The sequence below is a fragment of the uncultured Shimia sp. genome (genome assembly GCF_947498095.1).
Classification (GTDB): Bacteria; Pseudomonadota; Alphaproteobacteria; order Rhodobacterales; family Rhodobacteraceae; genus Shimia.
Map to the genome: position 1 here is coordinate 54663 of NZ_CANMJE010000001.1, position 15150 is coordinate 69812.

Sequence of the window (15150 nt, forward strand, 5' to 3'; positions counted from 1 at the left end):
CAATACGAAGTTGGGGGTCAGTCGGATAGGCCGGGTTCGTCCAGCAAGTGGCGACCTTGGCGATCTTCGACTTCGATCACCCAGAGGTCAGGATCAAAACTGCGTTGTTTGGCAATGGCTGCGTCCACATCAGCTTCGGCACCTTCGGCCAGAATGATCCATTTGCGAGCACCACTCATCAAATCGAAACTGCGTTGAAACGCAGTCGCCTGTCCATCAAGTGTCGCGAGTTTAATCAGAACAGCACCTGCGATGTCATCCCCATGTGCGACGACAAATGCAGGTATTCCCTTAAGTTCAAGACGGGTTCTGTACGCGTGAACCCAAAACTTAGCCGTCAGTCTGGTCATTTGTTCCCGTCGCGGAAATCGAGCCCCATTTCGGAATAGCGCTCTTTCTCCTCCAGCCAGTTTGGCCGCACTTTGACTTGGATAAACAGGTGCACGCGGCGGCCCAGAAACTCTTCCAGTTCGAGCCTTGCGGCTTTGGACACCGCCTTGATCGTCTCACCTTTGTTGCCAAGTACAATGCCCTTGTGGCCATCCCGCATGACGTAAACCAACTGGTCAATCCGGGCAGAGCCATCCTTGCGCTCTTCCCAGTTCTCGGTCTCGACCGTCAGCTGGTAAGGTAGCTCCTGGTGCAGACGCAGAGTCAGCTTCTCGCGGGTCATTTCGGCCGCAATCATCCGCATGGGCAGGTCGGCAATTTGATCTTCGGGGTAGAGCCACGGTCCCTCGGGCAGTTCATTGGCCAGCCACGTCTTGAGATGTTCTGCGCCATGACCCTTTTCAGCAGAGATCATAAATGTCTCTACGAAAGGAAAGCTGTCGTTCAGTTTTTTGGACAGCCCCAGCAGCACATCAGATTTGACCTTGTCGATTTTGTTGATCGCCAGAGCAATTTTGCGGCCCTTGCCGATGTCTTCCAACCCTTCAAGAATGCGTTCTACACCCTCGGTGACACCGCGATGGGCCTCGACCAGCAGAACGATGATATCTGCATCTGCAGCACCACCCCATGCGGCCGCAACCATCGCACGATCCAAGCGGCGGCGTGGGCGAAACAGACCGGGCGTGTCGACAAAAACAAGCTGGCTGTCGCCCTCCAACGCCACGCCACGGATACGGGCGCGGGTGGTCTGGACCTTGTGTGTCACGATCGACACTTTGGCCCCAACCATGCGATTGGTCAGGGTCGATTTCCCTGCGTTCGGCTCTCCGATAAGAGCGACGAATCCGGCGCGGCTGGTCATGGGGTATCCTTTGCGGTTGCAGGCCCGTGCTCTACAGGAGTTTAGCGTGTTGGGCCAGTCGGGATTTTGCCGCCGGATCTCATCAGCGTGAAAAGTCCGCTGCCAACAATCAACACGGCGCCTGCCAATGTGAGCATGTCCGGGCGCTCGTGAAACCAAACCACCGCAAACCCCAAAGCGAAGAGCAGGCGCGAATAGCGAAATGGTGTGACAACAGCGATGTCTCCGGTGCGCATTGCAACGGTCAGAGCGTTGTAGGCAACCACGCCGACAAGTGCTGCGATGACCACAGCCGCCAACGGCTTCCAACCGGGCATGTGATCAGGCAGTCCGTAGAACGGGATCAGCACGACGCCGGCCACGACGAGGACCATGAAACCAAGGTTTCCCAACTGTCGGCCCGACATGGTCCGAGGGCTTATGCTGGTGGCGAGATCACGACCAGCAAAGCCAAGGGTCGCCAGTAGTGCAAAGATAGACGTGGCTTCAAAACTCTCCGGTGTCGGGCGCAGGATCAGCAAGACACCAAGGAACCCGACCAGCATGGCAAGCCAGCGCCTTGGCCCAACACGTGCGCCAAGAAAGATTACAGCGCCAAGTGTCACAACCAGCGGCGCAGACTGCAGGATCGCCGATGTACTGGAAAGCGGCGTAAAGGCCAGCGCCAACGCAAAAAACAAACGGCCGCCCAGCTCAAAGACCGACCGCAAGATCATTGCGCGTATCAGGATGGCTGGGTGAAACACGGATTCCCGCGCATGTACCGAGAGGCCGATAAAGACCAAAAGTCCAAACACACCAAACAGCAAGAGTGCCACGCTTACAGGCATTTCGGAGGTGGCAAACTAAAAGAAGGCGTCCTCAACCGCAAAGGCCGCCATGGCAAGGATCATTGCAAGGCTGCCACGCAGGTTGTCCGACATCAGAAGGTCAGCTTTCCAGCCGTGCCATCAGCGCCTTAGCTGCGGCCTGTTCGGCCTTGCGCTTGGAATTGTCCGTGGCCTCTGCAGCCTCACCACTTTCAAGCTTGGCGGCCACTGTAAACACCGGTGCATGGTCCGGTCCGCTGCGCGAGACGACCTCATAATTTGGAGGTTTTTGACCACGCGCTTGTGCCCATTCCTGCAGGCTGGTTTTTGGGTCGCGCGCATCATCTTCTACCTTGTGGACACGGTCCCCCCACAGACGTATCACCAGATCCTTGGCGGTTTCGAAACCAGCGTCCAAATAGACCGCTGCGATCACCGCTTCCATCGCATCACCCAAGAGGGCCTGTTTGCGGCGGCCTCCGGACAGCATTTCAGATCGGCCAAGCTTCAAAGCGTCACCAAGCGAGATTTGCACGGCAACGTCGGCGCAGGCTTCTTTGCGTACGAGAGCATTAAAGCGGGGGGCCAGCTGGCCTTCGGTCGCCTTGCGGTCCTGCGCCAAAAGGGCCTCTGCCATGACGAGGCCCAAGACGCGATCGCCGAGAAATTCCAGCCGCTGATTGTCGTCCCGCGTCGGAGATGACATAGAAGAATGCGTCACAGCGCGCACCAGTAATTCAGGGCGGGAAAACTCATACCCCATCCGCGCTTGCAGCGCTTTTAGTTCACTCGAGAGCTTCAATTCACCGCCTTGAAGAAACGATCACCGCGCCAGGTCCAGAAAAAGAACATAGACGTCCCGGCAGATGAGAACATGATGCGGTCGGCTCGACCGATCAGATTTTCGTATGGCACGAAACCAACGCCGCGCGCAGCGCGTGGGACCCGGCTATCAACCGAGTTATCGCGGTTGTCACCCATAAAGAAATAGTGTCCTGCGGGTACGGTATAGACACCGGTGTTGTCCGAACGCTGCGGGCCGATGTTCAGGATTGGGTGGCTTACACCGCCCGGCAAGGTTTCAATCTGGCGCGACTTAACGCAGCTTCCGCCAATACCGACAGGGCCATTTTCGCAACGTGGGCTCAGTCTCTGAGGACCTTGCGGGCCTGCAAGTTCTTCAAAGACACCATCATCCTCAAGTCCAACTGGCTCAGCGTTGATGTGCAACACGCCCGCTTTCATTTGCACGGTTTCGCCGGGCAACGCGACAAGACGCTTGATGTAATCCAGACCTGTGACCGGGTGACGGAAAACCACCACATCGCCACGCTCAGGCTCTCCCCCCCAAATGCGCGAGTTATCACCTTTGAGGAACCCACAGATGTCTTCTGCATCTACATTAACCCCGAAACGCGGCATGCGGATCGACGGGCACGAGGCATAGGAATAGCCATAGGTCATCTTGTTGACGAACAGGAAGTCGCCAATCAGCAACGTGTCTTTCATCGACCCTGACGGGATCCAAAAAGGCTGAAAAAACAGAGTGCGGAACACGCCGGCAATTAATAGCGCGTAGACAATGGTTTTGATGGTTTCAACAAAACCGTTTTGTTTCTTGGCTTCGGATGCCATCTGCTCGCCTCTTTGGGTTTCTTAAGATGGGCGTTACATGCGGTGACACCGGTCAGGAGTCAAGCAATGCGTCCGGGTTGCTGACAGGTCGCGCCTCGATCACGACAAAGGCCTGCGCCCAAGGGTGGTCATCTGTCAGTGTGACGTGAACGATCGCCTCGTGACCCGCAGGCGTCATGTCTTTCAAACGCTCTGCCGCCCAACCGGTCACATGCATTACGGGTTGGCCGGTGCGCAGGTTGCTCACCGCCATATCTTTCCAGCTGATACCCATCCGCAAACCAGTGCCCAGCGCCTTGGAACAGGCCTCTTTCGCGGCCCAGCGCTTGGCATATGTGCCAACCGTATCGCGGCGACGCTCGGCCTTGGCCTGTTCGACTTCGGTAAACACACGGTTGCGAAAACGGTCGCCGAAACGGTCCAACGTATTTGCGATGCGATCTATGTTCGCAAGATCTGTACCAATTCCAAGGATCATCTAGGCCGCTTTCCAGTACTGTTGTTCTCACTTGCTATGTGCAGCCACAATAGGCAAGCCTGAATCCGTGGTCGGCAAGGCAGCTTCAGTGCCCAATCCAAGCCCGGGCGTCATCCAGTATGGTCTTGCCTGTCGCGCTCAGGTCGCCATGTTGGTCGATCACACCCAAGCCTTTGGCATAGTTGCTCCGATCCACGGCAGCCATCGCCATAGCGCGCTCATGATCATCATCTGACAGACACCCACTGGATGCGAGCATCTCCATCGCCCATGCCATGCGCGCCGAAACATAGGTTGCGTGATAAATTCCATCCATAGGCCGTGAATCCAAACGCAATGGAGACGTGAACAGCTCTTCATCTGGGTTCAGAACCAGTGGTTCTTCAATGGTCATGCCAAACAACAGCGAATGCGAGGCTTCGTGCGCGAGCACCTCAACAATAGCGAGCGGGGTCTTGTGATGCTTGGGATTTAGCATCAGAAGGCCCCAAAACTGATAGTGAGAGGCCCCGTCAAACTGCATCTTGTCTCCGGATGGCGCCCGTGCCAGCAACACCTCGTGGACGATTGATCGTAATTCCCCGTACAACTCCGACAGGTTTTGTCGGAGTAGATCAAGTCCTTCGTCCAAAAGCATTTGAAAATCGGCGGCTTCAGTGGCGGTAATTGGCGCCAACCGCAACCCATCGTCTATCAAATCAAGACTAAGACTGTCTGCCTCGGAGGCTCCAAAATAGGTGAGCTTCAGCGAGGCAGAGCGATCAGGCGCAGCTTCGATTTTTTGTAAAAGTGTTTCAGCATGGTGTTGGTCCTCGGCCACGAGAGCTTGCACGAGAAGAAAATAGGCACGGAACACCTGCGGCCTTACACGTCGGCCCATGCGAATGGCGTCCGCAACCTCAACTAACCTTCGAGAAATTTCCGGAAAACTATCCTTGGACGCATTGGACAGATGTCCAAGGCTACTTGCAAGCTCAATGTGCATGCGCGCATCGAGCGCACGTCCTCGAGCAGCGCACGGCACGAAATTCGTGAGTGTATTGCGGTCAACAACAGACTTTTCAGGCGCAGACATTTCAGCCCTGTTCTCAACGAGGCGCGTCAACAGATTTAGTTAACGAACAGGCTTCTTTCCATCTTTTACACCGACCTTGTCGCCAGCTTTTTCGCCCAGTTTGGTTGCAAGGGCTGCCTTTGAAATAGCACCGCGTTTGTCACCGACCTTGGCGCTCATGACGGCCTCATTTGCCTGATCTGCAACCAACCGGTATCCTAATAACTTTTTGAAATCGATTTTCATTACAGCCACAGTGTGTATCCTTTGATTGTTCCGATCTTAGTAAATGGACCAACAGGTGCTATGTCAACGAAATCCTATTTGACGGGAATGCATTTACTCCCACTTGGCCGCAATGCGCCGCGACTGATTTCGGTAACATCAATGCGTCAGCGGTACACGTTGCAGGCCGTCACGAAGTTGATGCGCCAACGCGGCATTCGTCATGAGCGCTGGACATATGAACAGCTATTTACGCGCCGCCGATTGCCGAGAGCCGTCTATATTCTGACAGATTTCGACCGCGTCCATCCCTGGTACCTGGAGGTTGCATCGCTGATCCGGCAAAAGTTGCAGAACGAAGGCTTGGTGGTTTTGAACGATCCACGCAAATACATGCCGCGCGATGCATTTCTTAGACGCCTCTACAATGAAGGCATAAACAGCTTTAACTGTTGGCGCCCCGTGGCCGGTGAATGGCCCGATCGTTTCCCTGTCTTTCTAAGAACCATCCATGCGCATCGCGGTGTCATAAGCGATCTGTTGAACGACCGACACGAAACCGAGGCAGCAATGGAGCACGCTTTGCAACATGGAAAAGCTATGAGTGACCTCATGTTCATCGAGTACTGCGCACAAGCCCAGCCTGACGGCGGCCATTTTCGGAAATTCGCCAGTTACGCTGTTAACAACAAGATAATCCGCGCCGCGACCGTGTCGGAATCGCGCTGGATCGCGAAACTGGGTGAGCGTGGTGTGGCGACGAAATCGGAGTATGAACAAGACCACGCGGAACAACAAAGCGATCCACATCACGACGTCATGCAACGTGTCTTTGAACTGGCGGGAATGGAGTTCGGTCGCATTGATTTCGGCCTCGTGGACGGCAAGCCAGAAATCTATGAACTGAACACCAATCCCGTTATTAAGTGGCCCAAGAAACACGAGAGTAAGAGACGATTAGATACGCTGAAAATCATGCGTGAGTCGGTCATTCAGGCGCTTGCGGACATGAATTATCCGGACCCCAAGGGTCATGTTGATCTGTCTGATATCTGGCATCGCTGGAACAAAGGCGCGCGAGGTTTCGAGCAGCCCTGATCAAGCGCGCGCCTCGTCCATCAGACGCCGCATTTCGCGAATGGCAGGGTCAAGCCCGGCAAATATGGCCTCGCCTATCAGAAAGTGACCGATGTTCAGCTCCTTCACTTTTGGGAATGCCGCAACGGATTGTACCGTCTCATACGTCAGGCCATGTCCGGCGTGAACCTCAAGCCCCAGTGAATGAGCGAAGGCCGACATGTCGCGCAGGCGTTCCAGCTCTGCATCACGTTCGTCAAAGCGGCCCTCTGCGTGGAAATCGCAATAGGCACCCGTATGCAATTCAATCACTTGCGCACCGATGCGGTTTGCGGCTTCGATTTGCCTCGCATCCGCTGCAATAAAGATCGACACCCGACAGCCGACCTCACGCAATGGGGCAATGAAATGCGCCAATTTGTTTTCCTCGCGTGACACTTCAAGGCCGCCCTCGGTGGTGCGCTCTTCACGCTTTTCCGGCACGATACAGACTGCATGTGGCTTGTGGCGCAATGCGATGGCCTGCATTTCGTCTGTTGCTGCCATTTCAAAGTTAAGAGGAACGCTCAGCGCATCCATCAGACCGTCGATGTCTTCATCCATAATGTGGCGACGATCTTCTCGCAGATGAGCGGTAATACCATCGGCACCTGCTTGTTCGGCAACTTTGGCCGCGCGCACCGGATCAGGATAGGCACCACCGCGTGCATTCCGCACCGTGGCCACATGGTCAATATTCACACCAAGACGCAACATCCGAGTCTCCTGTTATCTCTTGCTGCGGACACTAGTCGCCCGAACAAGGCAAGAAAACCCGTTTTCACCTTTGGGCGTCGTCTTCTTTTTTTGCGGCAGCCAGATCGCGAGCCTTGGCACGAACTTTGGCGACCTTTTTACGGAATCGTGCTGCACGGCGCTTCTGGTAAGCACGGATGACGGGAGCCGTCAGGTAATAGCAGATCGAGGCACACAGAATCCCAGGAAGTACGCCCCCTACGAGGTAAGGAAAAAAGACCTCGTCAAAGAACACTGACAGACCGTGCCAATCCATCTCTTCGTCGGTAAACACTGCAATAAAGTTGTGCCAGAGATCCGCACCTGCATTGGCGAATTTGCTGGCAAGCGACTGCTGAGCGCCTTCCTCAAATTCCGTCCCCAACAAGAAGTGCCCGGTTTTGAGAGACACCACCCCAATCGGCAGATAGGTCAGGGGATTGCCAAAAAACGTGCTGAGCAATGCGGCAAGCACATTGCCGTTGATCATCCGCGTGATCACCGCTGCAATCAGAAAATGCAGCCCGTAGAAAGGCGTGAACGTGGTAAAGACGCCGGCCCAAACCCCGCGCGCGATAAACTCGGGCGTGCCCGGAAGACGCCGCAGCCGGTGGCGCACGTAGTGAAAGGCCCGTGTCCATCCACCCTTGGGATAGACTCCGTCCGCAATCACTTGGATGGTGGTGCGCTTATCCCGACGTTTGAATACCACGTCTGCGGGTCCTTACTTATCCGGTTTGGCCGACTGTCTGGCTTTTGATGGATCGCGGTGCCTTTCGATCTGCGCCACGTCGTTTTCTGCCCGAAGCGCAAGCATCAGTGAATGCAGATGCTCAGCGTCGCGCAGTTCAACATTTAGGTACAGACGGAAAAAGTCCGGTTTCCTGTCCACGAATTCAAGATCTGAAATATTGGCCTTGTGCTCACCAATCAATGTGCAAATACGTCCCAGTACCCCTGCATCATTCCCGATGGTCAGTTCAAGGGTAACACCAAAGATCGCTTTGTGCTTTCCCGCATGCCAATTGAGATCCAACCAGCGTTGCGGCTGGTCTTCGTAGTTGCCCAATGCATCGCAGTCAATGGCATGCACAACAACACCTTCACCGCGATATGTAATGCCGACAATTCGCTCTCCGGGAAGCGGTTCGCAGCATGGCGCGCGCTGAAAACTCTGTTCTGGCGACAAGCCGATCACCGCGCGCTCTGAAGACACCTCGTCACTCTCGTCCGGCGCCAAATCAGGATAGACTGCCTGAACTACTTCATGAGCTGTCAGTTCAGCGCTGCCCATCCGGGCCAAAACTTCATCGCGATCCTTGAGGCGCAATTGCTTGGACGCAAGATCCAGAACGCGGTCCGTCGACTTCTTCCCAACATGCTCGAAGCCAGCTCTTGCCAGTTCGCGACCCAGTTTCACAAACCGTTCCCGATCCACTTCGCGCAGTGCACGCCGGATAGCCGTCTTCGCCTTACCGGTAGAGGCAATATCCAACCATGTCGCCTGAGGCATTTGCCCCTCGGCCGTGATGATCTCGACCGATTGCCCGTTCTTAATTCGTGTCCACAGAGGAACGCGCATATGGTCGATCTTGGCTCCCACGCAAGCGTTCCCAATCCGGGTATGGATGGCATAGGCGAAATCCAAGGGTGTCGCACCACGCGGCAGCTTGACCACTTCGCCTTTGGGCGTGAAACAGAACACCTGGTCTGAATACATCTCAAGTTTAACCGCCTCGAGAAAGTCTTCGTGGTCATCCTCGGCATCAAATTGCTCGGTCAGGCCGCTGACCCATTTGACCGGATCCACCGCAAAAGGGTTTTCGCCTCGCACACCATCTTTGTACGACCAGTGTGCCGCCACACCGGTTTCGGCCACATCATGCATCTGTTGGGTGCGGATTTGCACCTCGACCCGTTTGCCATCGCGACCTGAAACAGTGGTGTGAATTGACCGGTATCCGTTGGTCTTGGGCTGACTGATGTAATCCTTGAATCGCCCCGGCACCGCACGCCATCGCTGGTGAATAGCGCCGAGAACCCGGTAACAGTCATTCTCGCTCTCGGTGATGATGCGGAAACCGTAGATGTCTGAAAGCCGGCTAAAGCCCTGATCTTTTTCCTGCATCTTGCGCCAGATCGAATAGGGTTTCTTGGCGCGTCCGACAACTTTGGCGTCAATATCTGCCTTGTCCAACTCGTGGCGCATATCATCGGTGATCCGGCCGATCACATCACCGCTTTCTTTCTGCAGCGTGATAAACCTGCGCATAAGCGACGCACGTCCCTCGGGGTTCAAAACCTTAAAGGCGAGATCCTCAAGCTCTTCGCGCATCCATTGCATACCCATGCGGCCCGCAAGCGGTGCATAGATATCCATAGTTTCACGCGCCTTGATCTGCTGCTTTTCCGGCCGCATGGCTTTGATCGTGCGCATATTGTGCAAACGGTCGGCCAGCTTGACCAAAATAACCCGCAGGTCCTTGGACATTGCCATGAACAGTTTGCGAAAGTTCTCGGCTTGCTTGGTCTCGGTCGAGGACAATTGCAAGTTGGTCAGCTTGGTCACGCCGTCGACCAGCATCGCAACCTCATCGCCGAACTTTTCAGAAACGGCGGAATACGAAGCCTTGGTATCTTCGATGGTGTCGTGGAGCAGCGCGGTGATGATCGTCGCATCATCCAGATGCTGTTCTGTCAGGATGCGTGCAACGTCGATCGGATGCGTGAAATAGGGTTCGCCTGAGTGGCGAAACTGGCCCTCGTGCATGTCGCGCCCGAACTCGTAGGCGTCTCGAATCGACTCTGAATTGGATTTGGGATTGTAGGCGCGGATCAGATCGACAAGATCGTCAGCAGGAAACATCTACGCCCACCTGTTTTTCCCGAGGGCCTCAGCCCTGGCCTTGAGCTTCCATAAGAGCCCGCAGCAGTTTTTCCTCAGACATGTCGTCTTCGGCCGGTGCATCTGATTCTGCGCCCATCAACAACGCCATGCGATCTTCTTCTGGCTCATCCACTTCAATCTGAGTCTGGTTCGACTCGATCAAGCGTTCGCGCAGCTCATCGGCGGTCTGGGTTTCATCTGCAATTTCGCGCAGGCTGACGACCGGGTTTTTGTCGTTGTCACGCTCGACCGTGATCGGAGCGCCTGCCGAGATTTCACGCGCGCGGTGAGACGCGAGCATGACCAGCTCAAAGCGGTTTGGAACCTTGTCTACGCAATCTTCAACTGTGACGCGGGCCATCGGGCACTCCATTCAATGCGAAAGGGATCAGAAGGTGCGTATTTAGGGGTGTTTTTCCTTGATGACAAGCCGAAATCACAACGCAACAACCGCATCGCGCTCGCTTTCTGGCAAGGCGGCCAACATTTCTGCCACGCTGACCCCCAGGACAGGGTGAATCCAGTCAGGTGCAACGTCATTGAGAGGCACAAGGACAAAGGCCCGGTCCTGAATGCGTGGGTGTGGAAGAATCAGCTCGGCGGGGGTCATTTGCAATTGCTCTTCCACCACGAGGCCGCGCCATTGTTCATAGGTCTGCCGGTCGGGCAGTATCTTGTCTGCGCTCCCGATCAAGTCGATATCCAGAGTGCGACCAACCCAACGACCTGCACGCTCTCGCCCCAACAACGCTTCGACAGCATGGAGCTGTGCCAAGACCTCGGCCGCCGACATTTCGCTTTCGACCACAGCTGCCGCATTGACATAGTCGGGACCTGCGCCAGCTGGAAAGCAGGGAGTTTTATAAAAGCGACTCACTTTTTTGACCGGCAAATTGACGTCACTTAGCGCCAGCAAGGCGCTTTTTAGCGTCTCTTCCGGCGGTCCATTTTTTGATGGCAAGTTGCCGCCCAAAGCTAACATCCAGAAATTACTTCCCTTTTCACGGCCAAACTCATCTTGAGCCTGACCCGACTCTGGTTGCTCTTGCGACAAAATAGTTTTTCCCTACTTTAGCTTGGCTGACATGCCTGCATTTAAACACTCACGGAATTACTGGGCGTGTCGATACCTGAAAGGACAATTAATGTTTTACAAAGACGAACGGCTCGCGCTGTTCATCGATGGTTCGAATCTTTATGCGGCCGCCAAGTCGCTGGATTTTGACATCGACTATAAGCTTTTACGGCAAGAATTTATGCGCCGTGGTAAGCTTTTGCGGGCTTTCTACTATACGGCGCTTTTGGAGAATGAAGAGTATTCCCCGATCCGCCCGTTAGTTGATTGGTTACATTACAACGGCTTCGCCATGGTGACCAAGCCGGCCAAAGAGTACACAGACTCGCAAGGCCGCCGTAAGGTTAAGGGAAACATGGACATTGAGCTGGCAGTTAATGCGATGGAACTGGCACCGCATGTTGACCATATTGTTTTGTTTTCCGGAGATGGGGATTTCCGCCCATTGGTAGAAAGTTTGCAACGTCAGGGCGTGCGTGTATCGGTGGTATCCACCATCCGCAGCCAACCACCGATGATTTCCGATGAATTGCGCCGTCAGGCCGACAACTTCATTGAACTTGATGGTCTTCGTGATGTGATCGGGCGCCCACCTCGCGATCCGATGCCCGAGCGGGACCGCGAAGCAGAGTTCACTGCCAAGTAATTCAAGCCGGGGCCATGTGCCCCGGTTTTCATTTGCGGTCAGCCATTGCGCTGATTGTGAATCTCGATGATGCGTCTTGGCCATGTACTTTTGATATAGGCCAGCACATCCCAGATGTCCTGATCGCTCAGCACACCCTCGTATCCCGGCATGTTGCTTTCATAGCCCTGACCGACAATGGCCGCCGGCCCAAGCTTGGTCAGTTGAAACAGCTGCTGATCCGGGTGGTGCCACGTATGCCCTGTCTCGTCATGCGGCGGTGCGGGCAAACGACCGTCGTCGTCTGGCACGCGCCAGTTTTCGGCCCCTTCCAGGTTGTCCCCATGGCAGGAGGCACAGGTCTCAGCATAAATGTCCTCGCCCCGCGCCACGCTGGCTGAGTCTTCGTATGGGATACCTTCGGGCACCCCGGGCGCAAGCAAGGCCCATGCCCCTAAACCCGCCAAAAGCGCCGCAGCACCGACCAACACCAGTTTTTTCACGTCGTACTCCTATGTGAACTTCACCCCGGTTACGTGGTTCCAGCAAGAGGAAGGCAATTCACAAAAACATGAGCTGCATAGCCCGCTTGCCCTGCCAGACGCAAAGCCTTACCTCTGTTTCCAAGTATTGAGGACACGCCATGACCAAGCCGCCCCTGACCATTTACCTTGCCGCGCCACGCGGCTTTTGTGCGGGTGTGGACCGCGCGATCAAGATCGTGGAAATGGCACTACAGAAATGGGGCGCTCCGGTCTATGTGCGCCACGAGATCGTTCATAACAAGTTTGTCGTCGATGGGTTGCGCGCCAAGGGGGCCGTGTTTGTCGAAGAACTCACGGATTGCCCAGATGACCGCCCAGTGATCTTTTCAGCTCACGGTGTCGCCAAATCGGTGCCCGCCGAGGCCGAACGGCGCGAAATGATCTATGTCGACGCAACTTGTCCACTGGTCTCCAAAGTGCACATCGAGGCCGAACGCCACTCGGCTGCCGGGCTACAGATTATCATGATCGGCCACGCAGGTCATCCAGAAACCATTGGAACCATGGGGCAATTGCCTGATGGCGAGGTGTTGCTGGTCGAGACCGAGGCTGACGTCTCAACAATCAATGTGCGCGACCCCGAACAATTGGCCTTTGTCACCCAGACCACCCTGTCGGTCGATGACACTATCGGTATCGTCGCTGCCCTTCAGGCACGGTTCCCGGCGATTGTCGGGCCCCACAAGGAAGACATCTGCTATGCCACCACCAACCGTCAGGAAGCGGTGAAAGAGGTGGCACCTCGCGTCGATGCCCTGTTGGTTGTTGGCGCACCAAACTCGTCGAACTCGCGCCGATTGGTCGAAGTTGGCGCCAACAACGGTTGCAACTATGCCCAACTGGTGCAGCGTGCAGGCGAGATTGACTGGCGCGCCCTCGAAGGCATTCGCAACCTTGCCATTACCGCGGGCGCTTCGGCTCCCGAAGTGCTGGTCAACGAAGTGATCGACGCTTTTCGTGGCCGCTTTGATGTGACCGTAGAGACCGTAGAAACCGCCATTGAAACCGTGAACTTCAAAGTACCGCGCGTTCTGCGGGATATCGAACTGGAGGCATAAAGTGATCTCTGCCCAGTTTCTTTTGACCGCTTTGGTCGTGGTCCTGGCTCCCGGCACCGGCGTCATCTTCACCCTCGCCATGGGGTTGGGTCAGGGTCGCAACGCCGCGCTCTGGTCAGCCTTAGGATGCACCGTTGGCATCGTGCCCGCGCTTTTGGCTGCGACGCTCGGCCTCGCCGCCGTGATGCACACATCTGCACTCCTCTTCAACGTCATGAAATTCGCAGGCGTTGCCTATCTCCTCTATCTCGCTTGGCAGGCGCTCAAGTCCGGTGGAGCCTTTTCGGTCAGCGCCGAACGTCAATCGCAACCCGGTCTGGTCATTGCGCGCCGCGCTGCGCTGATCAACATCCTCAATCCCAAGCTTTCAGTCTTCTTCCTCGCCCTGCTGCCACCCTTCCTGTCCGGCAACTCTGCCACGGCCACAATGGAAATGACCCTTTTGGGCGGCGTCTTCATGGCGATGACTTTTGGTGTCTTCGTGCTCTACGGCCTTTTTGCCGCCAAGGCGCGTGACCTGCTGCTTGGCAGTGCCCATGTCATGCGCTGGCTGAACCGCGGCTTTGCCGCTATTTTTGTGGCACTCGCAGGTCGACTGGCACTGGAGCGGGCATGAGCGATCCAGAGACCATGGCCGTCTATGCAGAGGCTGCAGAACGCTATGTCAGCGGCGTGGCACGCGCCAAAAGTGCTGACGAGGAAATTGATCTCACGGGTATGGTCGACGCCCTGCCTGCGGGAAGCCGCGTGCTTGATCTGGGCTGCGGCCCCGGCCATTGGTCGGCCAGGATGATCGAGGCTGGGCTGATCACCGACGCCGTGGATGCCTCACCTGAAATGGCTGCGCTGGCCAAGTCTGAATTCGGCGTTGATGTGCGGATTGAAACCTTCGACACCCTCACACTGAACGGCCCCTATGACGGCGTTTGGGCCAACTTCAGCCTTTTGCACGCCCCCCGCGCCGACATGGCAGGGCATCTGAAACGCCTGCATCAGGAAACGGTCCCCGGTGGACGCCTGCACCTGGGCATGAAACTGGGCAAGGGTGAGAAACGCGACGACCTCGGACGCCTCTTCACCTATTATCAGGAAAACGAACTCTGCACCCTCGTCGAAGCCGCCGGTTTCCACGTTCAAACAACGCGCCGTGGCCACGGTTCAGGCCTCTCAGGCGTCCCAGACACCTACATTATCGTGACTGCTCATGCCTGATCTTTATGCCTATACCGACGGTGCCTGTTCTGGAAATCCCGGGCCTGGAGGCTGGGGCGTACTCTTGCGCGCGATGAACGGCGACGAGATCGCCAAGGAACGCGAATTGTCCGGCGGGGCAGCTGAGACGACCAACAACCAGATGGAGTTGATGGCTGCGATCATGGCGCTGGAAACCCTTGAGCGCGCCAGCACCCTGACTGTGGTCACCGACAGCTCTTATGTCAAAGACGGCATCACCAAGTGGATACATGGCTGGAAACGCAACGGTTGGAAGAAAAAAGGCGGCCTGAAAAACGTCGAGCTGTGGCAGCGCCTGGATGCAGCCCAAGCGCGCCACACCGTTACATGGGAATGGGTTAAGGGACACGCTGGACATCCGGAAAACGAGCGCGCGGATGAGTTGGCTCGCGCAGGCATGGCCCCTTTCAAGGGCTAAAG

Annotated in this window: 20 protein-coding genes; 6 read left to right on the plus strand and 14 right to left on the minus strand. The window is 55.9% G+C overall.

Going from position 1 to position 15150, the window contains the following annotated elements:
• Positions 1-17 precede the first annotated feature (17 nt).
• From Q0932_RS00255 to Q0932_RS00290, 8 genes are all read right to left on the minus strand, one after another.
• Positions 18-350, minus strand: a complete 333-nt coding sequence (locus Q0932_RS00255; protein WP_299348281.1) for a DUF1491 family protein — start codon at positions 348-350, stop codon at positions 18-20.
• The gene (era, locus tag Q0932_RS00260; RefSeq protein WP_299348284.1) at positions 347-1255 is read right to left on the minus strand and encodes a GTPase Era; all 909 of its coding nucleotides are present in this window, start codon (positions 1253-1255) and stop codon (positions 347-349) included. The genes Q0932_RS00255 and era overlap by 4 nt, the downstream gene beginning before the upstream one ends.
• 41 nt (positions 1256-1296) lie before the next feature.
• Complete coding sequence (locus Q0932_RS00265; protein ID WP_366141370.1) at positions 1297-2073, minus strand: DMT family transporter; 777 nt, start codon at positions 2071-2073, stop codon at positions 1297-1299.
• A gap of 112 nt (positions 2074-2185) precedes the next feature.
• Entirely contained in the window at positions 2186-2866 is a 681-nt protein-coding gene (gene rnc / locus Q0932_RS00270) for a ribonuclease III (RefSeq protein WP_299348287.1), read from the minus strand.
• Positions 2863-3699 (minus strand): signal peptidase I, encoded by an 837-nt coding sequence (gene lepB / locus Q0932_RS00275; protein WP_299348289.1) that lies wholly within the window; start codon positions 3697-3699, stop codon positions 2863-2865. The genes rnc and lepB overlap by 4 nt, the downstream gene beginning before the upstream one ends.
• A gap of 52 nt (positions 3700-3751) precedes the next feature.
• Entirely contained in the window at positions 3752-4177 is a 426-nt protein-coding gene (acpS, locus tag Q0932_RS00280; RefSeq protein ID WP_299348292.1) for a holo-ACP synthase, read from the minus strand.
• Between the two features lie 85 nt (positions 4178-4262).
• Positions 4263-5162 carry an HEXXH motif-containing putative peptide modification protein gene (locus tag Q0932_RS00285; RefSeq protein ID WP_299348294.1) on the minus strand — a complete coding sequence of 300 codons (900 nt, stop codon included), beginning with the start codon at positions 5160-5162 and terminating at the stop codon, positions 4263-4265.
• A 129-nt stretch (positions 5163-5291) separates the two neighbouring features.
• A complete protein-coding gene (locus Q0932_RS00290; protein ID WP_299348297.1) occupies positions 5292-5486 on the minus strand; it encodes a hypothetical protein in 195 nt (64 codons plus the stop codon).
• Between the two features lie 12 nt (positions 5487-5498).
• On the opposite strand from Q0932_RS00290, the gene Q0932_RS00295 reads away from it, so the two are divergent.
• Positions 5499-6554, plus strand: coding sequence for a hypothetical protein (locus Q0932_RS00295; protein ID WP_299348300.1), 1056 nt, complete (start codon positions 5499-5501; stop codon positions 6552-6554).
• Here Q0932_RS00295 and Q0932_RS00300 read toward each other — a convergent pair whose 3' ends face one another.
• The 5 genes from Q0932_RS00300 to folK form a co-directional block, all read right to left on the minus strand.
• Entirely contained in the window at positions 6555-7289 is a 735-nt protein-coding gene (locus Q0932_RS00300) for a pyridoxine 5'-phosphate synthase (protein ID WP_299348303.1), read from the minus strand.
• A 64-nt stretch (positions 7290-7353) separates the two neighbouring features.
• Complete coding sequence (locus Q0932_RS00305; RefSeq protein WP_299348306.1) at positions 7354-8019, minus strand: DUF2062 domain-containing protein; 666 nt, start codon at positions 8017-8019, stop codon at positions 7354-7356.
• 12 nt (positions 8020-8031) lie between these two features.
• Positions 8032-10173: a bifunctional (p)ppGpp synthetase/guanosine-3',5'-bis(diphosphate) 3'-pyrophosphohydrolase gene (locus tag Q0932_RS00310; protein ID WP_299348309.1), complete on the minus strand. Its 2142-nt coding sequence runs from the start codon at positions 10171-10173 to the stop codon at positions 8032-8034.
• Positions 10174-10201: 28 nt separating this feature from the next.
• The gene (gene rpoZ / locus Q0932_RS00315; protein WP_299348312.1) at positions 10202-10555 is read right to left on the minus strand and encodes a DNA-directed RNA polymerase subunit omega; all 354 of its coding nucleotides are present in this window, start codon (positions 10553-10555) and stop codon (positions 10202-10204) included.
• Positions 10556-10630: 75 nt separating this feature from the next.
• Positions 10631-11176 (minus strand): 2-amino-4-hydroxy-6-hydroxymethyldihydropteridine diphosphokinase, encoded by a 546-nt coding sequence (gene folK / locus Q0932_RS00320; protein ID WP_299349630.1) that lies wholly within the window; start codon positions 11174-11176, stop codon positions 10631-10633.
• Positions 11177-11339: 163 nt separating this feature from the next.
• Here folK and Q0932_RS00325 point away from each other — a divergent pair, with 163 nt between their 5' ends.
• Complete coding sequence (locus tag Q0932_RS00325; protein WP_299348316.1) at positions 11340-11915, plus strand: NYN domain-containing protein; 576 nt, start codon at positions 11340-11342, stop codon at positions 11913-11915.
• Between the two features lie 38 nt (positions 11916-11953).
• Here the strand turns inward: Q0932_RS00325 and Q0932_RS00330 are convergent, their stop codons facing one another.
• Entirely contained in the window at positions 11954-12397 is a 444-nt protein-coding gene (locus Q0932_RS00330) for a cytochrome c (RefSeq protein WP_299348318.1), read from the minus strand.
• A gap of 140 nt (positions 12398-12537) precedes the next feature.
• Between Q0932_RS00330 and ispH the strand changes: the two genes are divergently transcribed.
• Genes ispH through rnhA form a run of 4 tightly spaced genes read left to right on the plus strand, consistent with a single transcriptional unit; the run spans position 12538 to position 15148 of the window.
• Positions 12538-13497 (plus strand): 4-hydroxy-3-methylbut-2-enyl diphosphate reductase, encoded by a 960-nt coding sequence (gene ispH, locus Q0932_RS00335; protein ID WP_299348321.1) that lies wholly within the window; start codon positions 12538-12540, stop codon positions 13495-13497.
• Between the two features lies 1 nt (position 13498).
• On the plus strand, positions 13499-14113 hold the full coding sequence (locus Q0932_RS00340) for a LysE family translocator (protein ID WP_299348324.1): 615 nt from the start codon (positions 13499-13501) through the stop codon (positions 14111-14113).
• Entirely contained in the window at positions 14110-14709 is a 600-nt protein-coding gene (locus tag Q0932_RS00345) for a class I SAM-dependent methyltransferase (RefSeq protein WP_299348327.1), read from the plus strand. Before Q0932_RS00340 ends, Q0932_RS00345 begins: the two co-directional genes overlap by 4 nt.
• Positions 14702-15148, plus strand: a complete 447-nt coding sequence (rnhA, locus tag Q0932_RS00350) for a ribonuclease HI (RefSeq protein WP_299348330.1) — start codon at positions 14702-14704, stop codon at positions 15146-15148. Before Q0932_RS00345 ends, rnhA begins: the two co-directional genes overlap by 8 nt.
• The last annotated feature ends 2 nt before the right edge of the window (positions 15149-15150 follow it).